General features: G+C 74.2%; 10 protein-coding genes. 1 reads left to right on the forward strand and 9 read right to left on the reverse strand.

The features are described from left to right. Positions 1–56: 56 nt before the first annotated feature. The 3 genes from F9B16_RS05395 to F9B16_RS05405 are packed head-to-tail and all read right to left on the reverse strand — an operon-like array spanning position 57 to position 6,339. Positions 57–3,257 carry a DUF4132 domain-containing protein gene (locus F9B16_RS05395; RefSeq protein WP_151538713.1) on the reverse strand — a complete coding sequence of 1,067 codons (3,201 nt, stop codon included), beginning with the start codon at positions 3,255–3,257 and terminating at the stop codon, positions 57–59. 53 nt (positions 3,258–3,310) lie between these two features. Next, positions 3,311–4,729, reverse strand: coding sequence for an aldehyde dehydrogenase family protein (locus tag F9B16_RS05400; protein ID WP_151538714.1), 1,419 nt, complete (start codon positions 4,727–4,729; stop codon positions 3,311–3,313). A 47-nt stretch (positions 4,730–4,776) separates the two neighbouring features. Then, a complete protein-coding gene (locus F9B16_RS05405) occupies positions 4,777–6,339 on the reverse strand; it encodes a GMC family oxidoreductase (RefSeq protein WP_151538715.1) in 1,563 nt (520 codons plus the stop codon). Between the two features lie 120 nt (positions 6,340–6,459). On the opposite strand from F9B16_RS05405, the gene F9B16_RS05410 reads away from it, so the two are divergent. Next, positions 6,460–6,951, forward strand: a complete 492-nt coding sequence (locus tag F9B16_RS05410; RefSeq protein WP_151538716.1) for a GbsR/MarR family transcriptional regulator — start codon at positions 6,460–6,462, stop codon at positions 6,949–6,951. A gap of 77 nt (positions 6,952–7,028) precedes the next feature. On the opposite strand, the gene F9B16_RS05415 is transcribed toward F9B16_RS05410, so the two are convergent. Genes F9B16_RS05415 through F9B16_RS05440 form a run of 6 tightly spaced genes read right to left on the reverse strand, consistent with a single transcriptional unit; the run spans position 7,029 to position 13,443 of the window. Next, on the reverse strand, positions 7,029–7,904 hold the full coding sequence (locus F9B16_RS05415; protein ID WP_151538717.1) for a hypothetical protein: 876 nt from the start codon (positions 7,902–7,904) through the stop codon (positions 7,029–7,031). Positions 7,905–7,915: 11 nt separating this feature from the next. After that, complete coding sequence (locus F9B16_RS05420; protein ID WP_192808636.1) at positions 7,916–9,223, reverse strand: MCE family protein; 1,308 nt, start codon at positions 9,221–9,223, stop codon at positions 7,916–7,918. 11 nt (positions 9,224–9,234) lie between these two features. After that, positions 9,235–10,287 carry an MCE family protein gene (locus F9B16_RS05425; RefSeq protein WP_151538719.1) on the reverse strand — a complete coding sequence of 351 codons (1,053 nt, stop codon included), beginning with the start codon at positions 10,285–10,287 and terminating at the stop codon, positions 9,235–9,237. Next, positions 10,284–11,324, reverse strand: coding sequence for an MCE family protein (locus F9B16_RS05430; RefSeq protein ID WP_151538720.1), 1,041 nt, complete (start codon positions 11,322–11,324; stop codon positions 10,284–10,286). Before F9B16_RS05430 ends, F9B16_RS05425 begins: the two co-directional genes overlap by 4 nt. Further along, a complete protein-coding gene (locus F9B16_RS05435; protein ID WP_151538721.1) occupies positions 11,321–12,349 on the reverse strand; it encodes an MCE family protein in 1,029 nt (342 codons plus the stop codon). Before F9B16_RS05435 ends, F9B16_RS05430 begins: the two co-directional genes overlap by 4 nt. After that, complete coding sequence (locus tag F9B16_RS05440) at positions 12,340–13,443, reverse strand: MCE family protein (RefSeq protein ID WP_151538722.1); 1,104 nt, start codon at positions 13,441–13,443, stop codon at positions 12,340–12,342. Before F9B16_RS05440 ends, F9B16_RS05435 begins: the two co-directional genes overlap by 10 nt.

Consider the following 13,443-nt stretch of genomic DNA (forward strand, 5'->3'; position numbering starts at 1 on the left):
CGGCGCGCTGACGAGACCGGCGCGCTGACGAGACCGTTGCCGCGCGACCGGAGGAGTCAGCCTCCGGTCGCCGCGGTGAGCTGGGCGAGCAGTTCGGAGGCGGTGATCGCGTCGAGGTCGCCGTACACCTGGACGCCGCCGATGGTGACGATCTCGGCGGGGTCGCGGTGGCCGATCGCGACCGCGGGCCCGAAGCCGAGCGCGACGGTGGCGCCGCCGGGAAGCCCCCGCGTCATCCCGTCGACGATCCCGGCGTCCGCCGGAGCCTCGTGCTCCCATCCGCGCCGTTCGAGGCCGAGGAGGCTCCCGACCGGGACCTTCACCCCTTCGAACCGGGCGAGCCGCCCGGTCTCCCGTTCCTCGCGGGTGAGGGTGTGGACGGGCCGGTCGAGCTGCCGGAACGGCTGGGCGATCTCGTAGTCGGCGAACACCTCGCCCCAGGCGGCGAGGTCGTCCGCGCTCAGGTCGAGACGGTGCGCGACGCGGACCCGCGCGGCGTCCGGGAGGGTGCGGGCGTCGTCGGCGGAGTCGGCGTAGGTGCCGTCCTCGGCGACCCGGAAGGCCGTGCCGTCGCCGGTGAGCCAGACCAGGCGGCGGGCGAGGTGGCCGAGCAGCGGGTGGCGGACCAGGAGCCGTTCGAAGTCGGCGCGGGCCCAGGACCGGCGGGCGGCCATCGCGTCCTCCAGCCGCCGCACCTGCCCGGCCGCCACCGCGCGGACGTCCTTGCGCAGCGCCGCGAACCGCGCGTACGCGGCGGGCGCCAGCCGGGGGTCATCCTTGGCCCCGGGTTTGGGCAGCGCCTTGCGCGGCCGGCCGGACTCGTCCAGGACGAACGGCCTGAGCTGCTCGTCGAAGCCGACGGTGAAGCGGCGGGGGCCGTAGTCGAGGAGGAGGCCGCCGCCGGCGTCGAGCCCGAAGTCCGGGACGAGCCGGTCTTCGAGTTCCTCCTGGCTGAGGCCCAGCGCGCCGGCGATCTGGTCGATCTTCTCCCGCGCCCGGTCCCGGAGCGCTTTGAACCGCTGCTTCTGGGAGATGCCGTGCAGGTGCATGAGCGCGACGTCGGTGCCGATCTCGGCGAGGACGTCGAGCCCGGCGGCGGCGTTGCGGTGGCGGCTCTGGCCGGGCCACGCGCGGATCAGCGGGGCGAGGCGGCGGGCGGCCTCGCCGCCGCCGATGAGGCCGAGTTGGGTGAGCGCCCAGCCGTCCTTGGCCGGATGCCCGGCCGCCTCCCACCGCTCGAACACCGCCCAGGAGAACGCGGCGAGCGACTCCGGGTCGCAGGCCCGGACGACGTCGGCCAGGTCGGGGCGGCCACCGCCGGGCCGTTCGAGCGCGAGCGTCCGCAGCAGGTCGCGGGGCGCGGCCCGGGGCAGCGCCCGGTCCCGGCCGTTCATCAGGACCTGCGGCAGCAGCGCCGGGTCGGCCCAGGCACCGGTCTTCGGCGCGCGGACCGGGGCGAGCTCCAGCGGGCCGGCGCTCGTCAGGCCGGCGATCCCGGCGGCGGCCTCGTTCCCGAAGGCGCGCGCGGCCTCGACGAGCGCCTCGTCACCCTCGTTCCCGGCGATGTGCAGGAGCGCCGACTCGGCGGCCTGGCGCCCCTGCCCGACCGGGCCCAGGGCGGCGGGGATCAGGTGCTGCGCGGCAGCGAGCCCGTGCCGCGCGAGCCATGCGTGCGCGATGGGACGCCCGGACTTCAGCCGCAGCGCCCAGTCCGCCATGAGCCCGGCGATCTCCGGGGTGAGGAACGGCAGCAGGACGTCCCCGTCCGGCGCGGGCCGTCCGGCGACCGCCCTGACCAGCAGCGGGACGGCGGCGAGCTCGTAGCGGGCGGCGAGGGCCCTCAGCCCCCACCCGACCGGCGGTTCACCGGCCGCCCACTCGGCGAACAGGGGCCGCACCAGGTCCTCGGGCCCTTCGGTGAACATGGCCTGGATCTCCCAGTGGGCGAGGCGCCCCGCCCGGTAGTCGGCGATCCTGGCGGCCCACGCGTCCCGGCTCCACCAGTGCGTCGCCGCGGACCACGCCTCCCGCTCGCCCGGCGCCCATCGCACGGCGGCACCGTCCGGCGGGACGAGCCCGTCGACCACCACGGCCTCGCGTTCACGGCGCCGGCGCCTCCACGGCGGGTTCGCCAGCGACGCGGGAACGTCGCGCGCCGCCGCGTCGGGGATCAGCGCCGCCGCCGTCTTCCCGCCGGCCAGGTCGGGGTGGGCCGTCAGGTGCTCGTCCAGCAGTTCGGCCGCGACGGCGGCGACCTTGCCGGTCCCGGCCGCCGCGTCCTTGAGCAGCCGCGCCGCACGCTCGGGGAACCGTTTCATCGCCTCCGCCAGCGCGGGCCTGACGCGCTCCTTGCCGGCGCGGTCCACGAGCGCTCGGAACGCCTCGTCGGTCGGCAGGATCGCCAGTGTCTCGGCCGTGTTCTTGCGGGCCTTGGCGTTGTGAGCGGAGTCGTGGGCCTCGGCCAGCAGCGGCGCGAGCGCGGCGCCCACACCGTCCACGGCGGTGGTCAGGAGGTCGGCGTTCGTCGCGTGCCAGTCCAGCGCGCCGAGCACCGGCAGCTGCGCGGCGGACCCGATGGAACACCACAGCATCCAGGAGTACCGGTAGTCCCCCGACCCGCCGAACTCCGCGAGCACCTCGTCCACCCAGTCCTGGCGGGTCGGCACGAGGTAGGCGGTCACGAGCCGCAGCAGCACGTTCTCGCGGCACTCCCCCAGCCGCTCCACCGCCCGCTCGTACTCGGCCTCGTCGGCCACCGCGAGGACGGCGCGCATCCGTCGCAAGGCGCCCCGCGTGCCCCACCAGTGGCCGTACCGCGCCAAGGGGTCCCGCAGGCGGACCCACGCCTCGCTCTTGACGCCCTGCTCGATCCACTGCCACGTGGGCTCGGCGCGGCTGATGCCCGCGACGGCCGCCGCGGCGAACGCGGCGCCGCGCTCGGCGCACCAGGCGTCCACGAGCCGCGTGTGCGGTTCGTGCCGCCAGTCCTCGTGGCGGACGGCGATCTGCCCGGCCACCGCGGCGCCGAGCGGGTCGTCCTCCCCGTCCAGGTAGCGCCGCGCCGCCGCGACCAGCCCGGGATCGCTCTTCGGGTTCCCGAGCGTCTCCTCGACGTCGCCCGCCTGCGCTCGGATCTTCTCGCGCAGCTCGTCGCCCGCCGCGGGGTCGAGCTTCAGCGCCGTACCGGGCGTCCCGCCCCGCCGCGGATGCACCCGGCGCCGCCAGGCCGGCGGAATGACCAAGATCCCTTCGTCCATGCCGCCGAACCGTAGGCCCTACCCCCGACAAGACCTCGCCGCGGCTCCCGCCGTCACGCGACGGGCGCGGTGTGGATCGAGACGGGACGGGTGGCCGCGTCGTAGGCGGCCCTGGACCCGGTGGCGCCCATGCCGCTGTCGCCCGCCGGTTCGTACAGGCGCTCGGGACCGCCGCCCTGCCACTGGTTCACCCAGATGACCCCGGCGGGGATGGCCCGCGCCGCGGCCATGTGCGCGGGGTCGCCGGTGTAGACGGTGGCGGCGAGGCCGAACCGCGTCCCGGCGGCCCTGGCCAGCCCCTCCTCGAAGGAGTCGACGACCGCGACCGGGGCGAGCGGGCCGAAGGTCTCCTCGGTCATCACGAGCATGGAGTCGTCCACGCCGGTGAGCACGGTCGCGGGGTAGAAGAAGCCCTTGCCCTCGGGCGTCCTCCCTCCGATGCGGACGGTCGCGCCGCGCTCGACGGCGTCGGCGACGTGCCGTTCCACGATCTCGCGCTGCCGCCGGTCGACGAGGGGGCCCAGCACCGTCGTCTCGTCGCGGCCGTCACCGAGGGTGTAGGTCGCGGCGGCGTCCACGAGGGCGTCGATGAACGCGTCGGCGATGTCCCGGTGCACGTAGATGCGCTCCATGGACGTGCAGATCTGGCCCGAGTTGGCGAACGCGCCGAACGCGACGGCCGCGGCGGTGGCGGCCGGGTCCACGCCGGCGTCGACGACCACGGGGTCCTTCCCGCCGAGTTCGAGGATGGCGCGGTTCAGCCGCCCGCCGGTCTCGGCGCCGACCTGGCGGCCCGCCTCGACCGAGCCGGTGAAGTGGACGAGCCCGACCCGCTCGTCCGCGACCAGCGGCACGCCGGCCCGGGAGTCGCCGTGCACGAGGTTCACCACGCCGGGCGGCAGGTCGGCCAGCTCGAGCAGCCGCACCGCCGACATCGGGGACCGCTCGGACGGCTTGACCACGACGGTGTTCCCCGCGGCGAGCAGCGGGCCGAGCGCGCCGAGCGTCATCGGCACCGGGAAGTTCCACGGGACGATGACCGCCGCGACGCCGACCGGTTCGCGCAGGATCGCGGTGGTGCCGCCGCCCGGCCCGGCGACCGTCTCCTCGAACGGGTAGCCGAGGGCCTCGGCCACGGCGGCCTTGAACGCGAGCGCCGCGCCGGCGATGAAGGTCGTGCCGAGCGCGACGGGCTTGCCCATCTCGGCGCACTCGATCCCGGCGAGTTCGGCGGCGTGCTCGGCGACCGCGTCCGCCCACCGGGTCAGCCGCGCCGCCCGCTCGGCGACGGGCAGCGCGGCCCACGCGGGCTGCGCCTGTGCGGCCGCGTCCACGGCCAGCCGGACGTCCTCTGGCGAGCCGCTGGGGCAGCGGGCGACGGCCTCGCCGGTCGCCGGGTCGACCACCTCGTGGAACGCGTCGCCGCGGGTGCCGGCCGGGCGTCCGCCGATCAGGTTCTGCAGGGTCTTCACTGGAGGTGCTCCTTGCCGCTCTGCTGCGTCTCTGCTGCGTCCGGGGGTCAGGCGAGGCGGTCGGCCATGAGCTCGCCGGCCATGATCGACGCCAGGTTGGTGTTGGCCCGCGGGACGGACGGGAAGATCGAGGCGTCCACCACGCGCAGCCCCGCGAACCCTCGGACGCGGCACGCCGGGTCCACCACCGCCGAGTCGTCGTCCTCCGCCCCCATCCGGCAGGTGCTGGTGCCGTGCTGGGCGTCGACCGCGGTGGCCAGCAGGTGGTCGCCGAGTTTCGCGTCGTCGTCCAGGACCGCGAACAGCTCGGCGTTGACGGCGTCGACCGACCCGTCGACGACGGCGGCGGCCTCGGGGCCGCGCGCCAGCTCGACCAGGGCGCGGACACCGTCGCGCAGGCGCGCCAGGTCGCGCTCGTCCGACAGCATCCGTTCCCGGACCTCGGGCTGCGCCTGCGGGTCGGCGGACGCCAGCGTCAGCACCCCGCGCGAAAGGGTCTGGTTGAGCCACACGCCGAAGCCGCCCGACGGGAACCGCGTGTCGGCGCTCTCCATCGCCAGCACGTTCATGTTCAGCGACACGAACATCATGTCGTGAACGAGCCCGGGCGTGCCGCTGCTGTAGCGGACGCAGACGTTGGTGTGGCGGTCGTCGGCCGTCTTGACCGCGGCCTCCGCGGTCAGCGGCAACCCGACGACGATCATCGGATGATCCTGCATGCCGCGGCCCACGGGCAGGTCGGCCCGCACCTCGATGCCGAGGCGGCGCAGGTCCGCGGCCGGGCCGATGCCCGACCGCAGCAGGATCGCGGGCGAATGGATCACTCCGGCGCTGAGCACGATCTCGTCGGCGTGCTCCGTCACGGCCGTGCCGCCGGTGATGACGCGGACGCCGACGGCCCGGTCGCCGTCGAACACGACCCGCTCGACCAGGGCGTCGCCGCGGACGGTGAGCCCGGGCAGCGACCGGGCCGGTTCGAGGTAGCCGTCGTTGACGGTGACCCGGCGCCCGGCCCGCGAGTTGATCGGGTAGGGCGAGACGCCGGCCGCCCCGGGCGCGTTCACGTCCGGCGCCCAGGCGTGCCCGGCGGCCCGCGCCGCCGCGGCCAGCGCGCCGTCGACGCCGCCCCACCGGTCCCGCGGCATCCGGAAGATCGGGGTCGGGCCGCCACGCCCGTGGTACGGCTCGTCGCCGAACTCCTCGTCGTCCTCCAGCCGGGCGAAGTACGGCAGGACGTCCTCGGGCGACCAGCCGGCGCATCCGGCCGCGGCCCAGTCCGCGAAGTCCTCCATCGGCGGGCGGATCGCGATCTGCCCGTTGACCGACGAGCTGCCGCCCGCGCCGCGTCCGCGCCAGTAGGGCGCCTGCGGCTGCGCGTCCGTGCGGGACGCGTTGACGCCGTCCCACACCAGCCCGGCGACGGCGGCGGGGTCCATCAGCGCGCGCGCCGGGTTCGGCGAGCGCCACGCCTCGTGCATGTGCGCGGACCTGTAGTCGGGCCCGGCCTCCAGGAGCAGGACGCGCTTGCCGCGCTCGGCCGAGCGGGCGGCGAGGACCGCGCCGGCGGACCCCGCTCCCACGACGATGACGTCCCAGCCCGTGTCCCTCACGGCGAACCTCCTGCGTTCGGCGGGAGCGCGGATCCGCGGATGTCCGGACCGCTGCTGGGCGGTAGACTGCCTCCTTGAGGAAAGTTCAGTCAAGAGTGAACTTTCATTTTCTTCTGATCGATGGGAGCTCCGGCCGTGTCGAGCCTCGCCCGCGACGATCGCACCGGCGACGCGAACGCCCTGATCGACGACTTCGGCCTGCACATCGGCCGCGCGATGGGCTGGCCCCCGATGGCGGGCCGCACCGCGGCCGTTTTGATGCTCGGCGAGGCCCCCATGACCATGGCGGAACTGCAGGCGGCACTGTACGCCAGCAAGGGGTCGATGTCGGAGATGACGCGCCTGCTGGTGGAGAACGGGACCGTCCGGCGGTTCAAACAGCCCGGCTCCCGCCACTACGTCTACGAATGGCGCGACGACGCCTGGGCCGGCTGCCTCCAGCACCAGCTGGACGCGACGGCCGAACTGCTCGCGCTGGCCGAGAGCGCGCACGCGCGCAGCACCGGCCTGCCCGGACGCCAGCGCGAACGGCTCCGCCAGATGCACGAGTACTACACCTTCATGGTGAGCAGCCTCGAAGCCCTCCTCGCCCAGTACAAGGAATCCCACTAGCGGAGTGCGGCGGCCCTGGCCGAGACTGAGCCGCCGCGATCTCGGCGAGGTCGCCTCCGGGCCGCCGAGCGGCCGTGTCAGCCGCCGGGCGACGTCGACGGCTCCGGCTGCGTGGGGGTCGTCTGCTGCTTCCCGTCGGGGTCGGTCATGCTCTCGTTGGCCGCGCCGATCGAGGTGACCTCGGTGACCTTCCAGGTCCCGTGGCTGCGGGCGAGCTTCATGTCGAGGTAGGAGCCGAGGACGCTGCGGGTGCCGGCGGTGCTGTGCACCTCGCTGTCCATCACGACGACGGCGCGGGCGTTGCTCCCGTCGACGTCGCCGACGTAGACGGTGCGGACGGTCGCGGACGCGTCCGCCTTGAGCTTGGTGATGATGCCTTCGAGCCCGCCGGTGAAGGCCTGGTCGTAGGTCTTGGCGAAGTCGTCCGACGCCAGGGACAGCACCCTGTTGCGGGCGGCCTGGAGCCGGGTGTGGTCGTAGCTGAGCAGCGCCTGCCCGAACCTGCCCGCGCTGTCGCCGACCTGCCGCCGCACGTCCTCGCGGGTGTCGGCCTTGTCCGCCCGGTGCCACTGCAGGCCCGCGGTGACGATCGAGGCGATCAGGACCGCGACGACGAGGAGCTTGGCGGCGACCTGCCCGGTCAGCAGGCCGGCGATCCGCCCGCGCCGGCCCGCCCGGCCTTCGGGCGCGGCCGTCTCGTCGGCCTCGGTCTCTTCGGCCTTCGCCTCGTCGCTCGCCGTCTCCTCGGTGTCGGTCTCTTCGGCATCGGTCTCTTCGGCATCGGTCTCTTCGGCATCGGTCTCTTCGGTGCCGGTCCCTTCGGTGCCGGTCCCTTCGGTGCCGGTCCCTTCGGTGCCGGTCCCTTCGGTGCCGGTCTCTTCGGTGCCGGTCTCTTCGGTGTCGGTCTCTTCGGCGGACGGCGAGCGGATGTCCTCGGTGGTGTCGGTCTTCACTGGTCCTCCATTCATCGGCGGAAGCCGGATCGGCGGCGCACGAGCGTCCTGACGACGTTGGCGGCGACGGCCAGCACCACCACGGCGGCGAGCGCGGGCAGCAGCAGGGGCAGTGCGCGCGACAGCGGGGAGCGGCGGTCGCCGGCAGCGCTGACCGGACGGGTCGCGAGCGCGGCGGGCGTCCGCTCCTGCGCGGGAGCCGTCGCAGCCGAGCCGCTTCCGGAAGGCGGCCTGCCGCCGGACTTCGCGGAGCCCTTCCCGGCGGTCGCGGGGCAGAGGGCGAGGGCCGGCGCGGTGGGCTTGCGCGTGGGGGCGGCGTACTCGGCGGCCTGCGGCGGGCCCGCCACGGTGATCACCGCGGTGGTGCGCAGCGCGCTGCCCTTGCCTTCCTTGACCCGGACGTCCGACACCAGCGCCTGGAGCGTGGGGACCATCCGCAGGACGTGGTTGATCTTCGCCTGGTTGGCGGCGTCGAAGACCGGCGCGGTCGGGACGGCGGCCGCCGACAGCAGGCAGTCCAGGCCGGGCCGGGCGGACTCCAGGAGCGCGTCGAGGTCGCCGAGGGTGCCTGGGCCTCGCGCCAGGACGCTGTCGAGGTCCTGCCGGGCCTGCCGCATCGTCGCGGTGAACGCGGCGAGGTCGTTGACGCCGGAGACCAGCTGGTAGCGGTGCCGGGTGAGGGTGCTCGTGAGCTGGGTGAGCTGCGTGGCGAGGGCGTCGAGCGTGGGGGCCTCGGCGGCGAGCGTGGCGGTGAGCCGGTCGGTGTCGCCGATCATGTCGTGGAGCGCGGTGCCGCGGCCCTGGAGGCCGGTCGCCGCCTCGTGGAACAGGGTCTGCGCGTCGCGCGGGTCGACGGCCTTGAGCGTGTCGCTGAGCCCGGTGAACAGCTGCTTGTAGTCGGTCGTGCCGGACGTCCGGGCGAGGGGGATGTGGTCGCCGGCCTTGAGGTATCCCCCGCCCGGCGTCTTCGGCGAGGTCAGCTCGATGTAGGGCTCGCCGATCGCGGACTTGCGGAGCACCTGCGCGCCCGCGCCCGCCGGGACGTGGACGCTGCGGTCCATCTCGATGCGGACCTCGACGTGGCCGTCGCGCAGTGCCACACCGCCGACGCGTCCGACCTTCACGCCGAGGTGGGTGACCTCCAGGTCGCGGTGCAGGCCGGGCGAGGACGCGAAGTCGGCGGTCACCGGGAACGGCCGCTCCAGGGCGTCGACGGTGATGATGTTGCGGACGGCCCAGACCGCGAGGAGCGCGCCGAGCAGCGCGAAGAAGACCAGGTTGACGACGATCCGCGGCTGCTTGACCTGCGGGAGCTTCAACGGCGGTGTCCTCATGGTCGTGGTCCGAGGAGTCCGGTCAGCGACCGCGCCTGCGGGCGGGCCGCGGCGGGCGCCTTGCCGGTCGCCTTGCCGGTCGCCATGCCGGTCGTCGTGCCGGACGACGGCAGGAAGCCCTTGATCCAGATGAACAGCAGGGCCTGGCCGCTGGAGGAGACCGACGGGCCGCGCAGGAACGTCAGCACGTTGGCGGCGATCGCCTTCAGGTCGTCGCGGCCATGCAGCGCCGCGGCGAGCAGCTGGTCGGCGCGTCCCAGCAGGACGGCCAGCCGCTTGGCGTGCCGCTGCTGCACCTTCGCGTTGACCGAGCGGGCGAGCTGCTCGAGCCGCTGGATGGAGACCTTGATGCGGTGGCGCTCGTCCTGGAGCCGCCGGGTGGCGAGGGCGACGTTGCCGGGGAGCCGGCCGAGGTCGCTCCTGCCCTTCGCCAGGGAGTCGCCGAGCCTGCCGAGCGAGTCCAGGGCGCGGCCGAGGTCGGCGCTGGCGGCGGCGTAGCCGTCGGTGACGTCGGCGGCCCGCTTGATCAGCGTGTTGAGCTCGCGGCCCTTGCCGTCGAGCGCGGTCGCGGACTCGTCGGCGATGGTCGCGAGGTCCTGCCCGCCGAGCGCGGCGATCAGCGGCCCGACCTTCTCGCTGACCTGCTCCAGGTCGGGCTGGACGGAGGTCTGGACGATCGCGGCGCCGCTGCGCAGGAACGGCCCGGTGCGCATGTCGCGTCCGGGCGGGAGGTCCAGCCGGACGTAGTTCTCGCCGAGCAGCGACGACTTGGCGATCGTGGCGGTGGTGCCGGCCGGGACGCGCCGGTCACTCTTCAGCGACATGGTCACCTTGGCGCGGTAGCCGGACAGCCCGATCGCGGTCACGGTGCCGACCCGCACGTCCGAGACCTGGACGCTGTGGCCGACGACGAGGCTCTGCACGTCGTCGAACGTCGCCGAGAGGGTCATGTCCCCGCGCGGCGCCCCGACCGTCTGGAGCGAGCATCCGCCCGCACCGGCGGTCAGCGCGGCGGCCAGGGCGCAGCAGGCCACGGCGTGGCGTCTCATTTGCCCGCCTTTCCGTTCGGCACGCAGTTGCCGAGCGCCGGGTTGTCCGGGACGCAGGGCACCGTGCCCCAGCCCATCGCGGTGAACAGCGGCTGGAGCCAGGTGCGGAGGGTGGCGTGGACGAGCACGCGGATGGTGGCGACGTGCTGCTTGCGGTTCCACGCCTTCACCGCGACGTCGGCGAACCGCCCGAGGCCCTGGATGGCCTGGTTGAGCCCCCGCGCGTTGCCCTTGAGCGTGAGGACGATGTTGGACAGGTCCGCGACGGTGCTCGGCAGCGTCTCGCGGTAGTCGGTGATGAGGACGTCGCTCTTGCGGATGGCGGCGGCGAGTCCGGCGACGAAGTCGCGCAGTTTCGTCCGTTCCGCGGAAAGCGTGCCGCTGGTGGTCGAGAACGAGGCGATGAGCTGCGACAGCTGCTCGTCGCGCCCGTTGAGGCTCGCCGCGACCGCCCGGAGGTTCCTCGCCAGAGACACGATCTGCCGGTCCTGGGCGGCGAGGTCGCCGGTCAGCCGGGACGTGGCGCCCAGCGCGACGTTGATGTCGCCGCCGTGGCCGCGCAGGCCGTCCGCGCCGCGGTGCAGGGCCGAGCCGAGCTGCTTCGGGTCGATGGAGCGGTTCAGCTTGGCGAACGCGTCGAGCGCCTCGTCGATCTCGACGGGCAGCTCGGTGCGCGACTGCGGGATGACGGCGCCGGGCGCGGCCCTGCGCATGCCGGGCTTCCAGACCGGGTGGAGCAGCACGTACCGCTCGCCGAGCGCGTTGTCGGAGGCGATGGCGGCGTGCACGCCGTCGGGCACCGGCACCGACCGCTTGACGGCGAGGTCCACGCGGACGCGCGTCTGCTCGTCCTTGATGGAGGTGATCGTGCCGGAGTCGGCGCCCATGACCTTCACGCGGGATCGCTCGTACAGCGACGGCGTCTTGGCGAAGTAGACGGTCAGCTTGTAGGTGCCGCCATCTCCGGTCACCGTGCATCCGCCCGTGGTCGCGGCCAGCACCAGTGCCGCGAGCGCCGGGACGAGGCGTCGCATCATCGTTCTCCCTGGGGGGCGAGGCGGGCGAGCTGCGCGAGGTCCTGCGGGGACAGCGGGCCGAGCCCGGTCGCGACGACCTCCAGCCACGGCCCGTAGCCGCCGGTTCCGGCGAGGCCGCTGAGCGTGGGGCCCGCCCAGGCGAGCAGGTCGTTGAACGCGCCGGTCTGCGGGCGGAGCGTGCCGAGCGTGCCGCGCAGGTCGGACATGACCGCCACCAGTTGCGCCTGGTGGTCGTCGATGAGCTTGGTGAGGGTCGCCACGGTGCGGCTGCCGCCGCCGAGGAACGCCGCCAGCTCCGCCTTGCGCCGCTGTAGTTCGTCCAACATCGCCTGGATGTTGCCGAGCAGCCGGTCGAGCTGCTGGTCCTTGGCGTGCGCGAGGGCCAGGATGCGGTCGCCGCCGGCGAGCATCCGCTTGATCTGCGGGCTGGAGCCGTCGACCGTCTCGGCGAGCTTCGACAGGTTGACCAGGGTGCGGGACAGGCGTCCGCGGTGCTCGGCGTCGACGCCCTGCAGCTCCGAGACGATCGTGTTGATGGAGCGGGTGTCGAGCCGCGCGACCGTCCGCGTGGAGGTGTTGAGGACGTCGTTGACCGTGGTCGGCACCTGCGTCCGGTCGAGCGGGATGCGCCGCTTCGCGGGCGGCAGGTCGGCCAGGTGCGGGGTGGTGACGGCGCCGGACAGCCGCAGGTACCGGCCGCCGAGGATGTTCGCCACCTCGATCTGCGCGCTGGTGGACGGCCCGAGGTCCACGCCGGAGTCGACCTTCCAGGTGACGAGAACCTGGCCGCGCCGGAAGTCCGGGCGGACGCCGGTGACCTCGCCGACGCGGACCCCGGCCACCCGGACGTCGTCGCCGGAGGACAGTCCGCCGGTGTCGGCGAACACGCCGGTGACGGTGTAGCGGTCCCGGAGCAGGCCCTTCGTCCCGACCAGGAACACCGACACGAGGAGCAGGACCAGGGCCGTCGCCGACACCAGCCCGACGACGATCTTGTTGCGGTCGCGGAAGGACTTCAGTGCCATGTGCCGCCTCCGACCATGAGGTTCTCCAGGGCGCCCGCCGAGTCGATCGGCTTCCCGCTCTCCCTCGGGCCGGGGAGCCGCGTCGGGTACGGGCACGGCGGGGCGGCGAGGCTGAGGCAGGGGACGGCCACCTCGATGTAGCGGCCGTTGTCGACGGCGGAGAAGATGTGCTGAAGCTTCGGCGTCGCCGACCCGAGCACGTTCGCGACGGTCTCGTCGTTGCGGTGCACGCCGGCGGTGAAGGCGGAGAGCTTCGCGATGACGTCGGCGAGCCGGTCGCCGTTGCCCGCGAGGACGGCGTCGGACGTGCGGGCCAGCGCGGCGAGCTGCACGATCGTGTCGTCGATCAGCCGCCGGTCGTCGGGGAACGCGCCGCTGAGGCTGACCAGGTCGTCGGTGGCCGCGCTGATCTGCTTGTCGCGGCGGGCGATGAGCTCGGTGACGGTCGCGTAGTCCGACAGCATCTGCTTGAGGGTGCCGCGGCGCTCGGCGATCGTGGACGACAGCCGGTCGACGTTGCCGACCAGCCGGTCGATGCCGCCGGCGTTGCCGTCCAGGGCCTGTGCGAGCGAGGTGAGCACCGTGTTCACCTGCTTCGGGTCGAGGCTCTTGGTGAGCGGTGCGAGCCCGTCCAGCAGCGCGCTGCCGTCGACGACGGACCGGGTGCGGGCGATGTGGGCGCCGGAGCGCATCCTCGCCGGGCTCGTGCCGGGGATGAGGTAGACGACGCGGCGTCCCATCGCGTCCCGCCACCGGATCGCGGCCTCGCTGTCGGACGGCACCCGCACCGAGTCGCGGACGGTCATGTCGACCCGGGCGCGGCCGTCCACGACCCGCACCCCGTCGACGCGGCCGACCGGCGCGCCGGCGATCTTGACCTGGTCGCCCTTCGACAGGCCGCTCGCGTCGTCGAAGGTCGCCGACAGGTGCCAGCCGCCGCCGAGCCCCACGCGCGCGATCTGCATGCCGATGAACAGCGTGAGGAACCCGGTCACCAGCAGGAACGCGGTCAGCCGGACGATGACGCCGGCGCGCGCCCGCGCCTGCTCGCTCAGCCGCGCCCTCCAGGGGCGGGCCGCACCGAGGCGGGCCAT

Origin of the sequence: Actinomadura montaniterrae (genome assembly GCF_008923365.1) — a bacterium.
Taxonomy (GTDB): domain Bacteria; phylum Actinomycetota; class Actinomycetes; order Streptosporangiales; family Streptosporangiaceae; genus Spirillospora; species Spirillospora montaniterrae.

Excerpts from the sequence above, each read along its gene's own strand:
- F9B16_RS05410 (WP_151538716.1), top strand. The coding sequence starts at position 6,460 with ATGGGAGCTCCGGCCGTGTCGAGCCTCGCCCGCGACGATCGCACCGGC.
- F9B16_RS05430 (WP_151538720.1), bottom strand. The coding sequence starts at position 11,324 with ATGATGCGACGCCTCGTCCCGGCGCTCGCGGCACTGGTGCTGGCCGCG.
- F9B16_RS05440 (WP_151538722.1), bottom strand. The coding sequence starts at position 13,443 with ATGGCCCGCCTCGGTGCGGCCCGCCCCTGGAGGGCGCGGCTGAGCGAG.
- F9B16_RS05395 (WP_151538713.1), bottom strand. The coding sequence starts at position 3,257 with ATGGACGAAGGGATCTTGGTCATTCCGCCGGCCTGGCGGCGCCGGGTG.
- F9B16_RS05425 (WP_151538719.1), bottom strand. The coding sequence starts at position 10,287 with ATGAGACGCCACGCCGTGGCCTGCTGCGCCCTGGCCGCCGCGCTGACC.
- F9B16_RS05435 (WP_151538721.1), bottom strand. The coding sequence starts at position 12,349 with ATGGCACTGAAGTCCTTCCGCGACCGCAACAAGATCGTCGTCGGGCTG.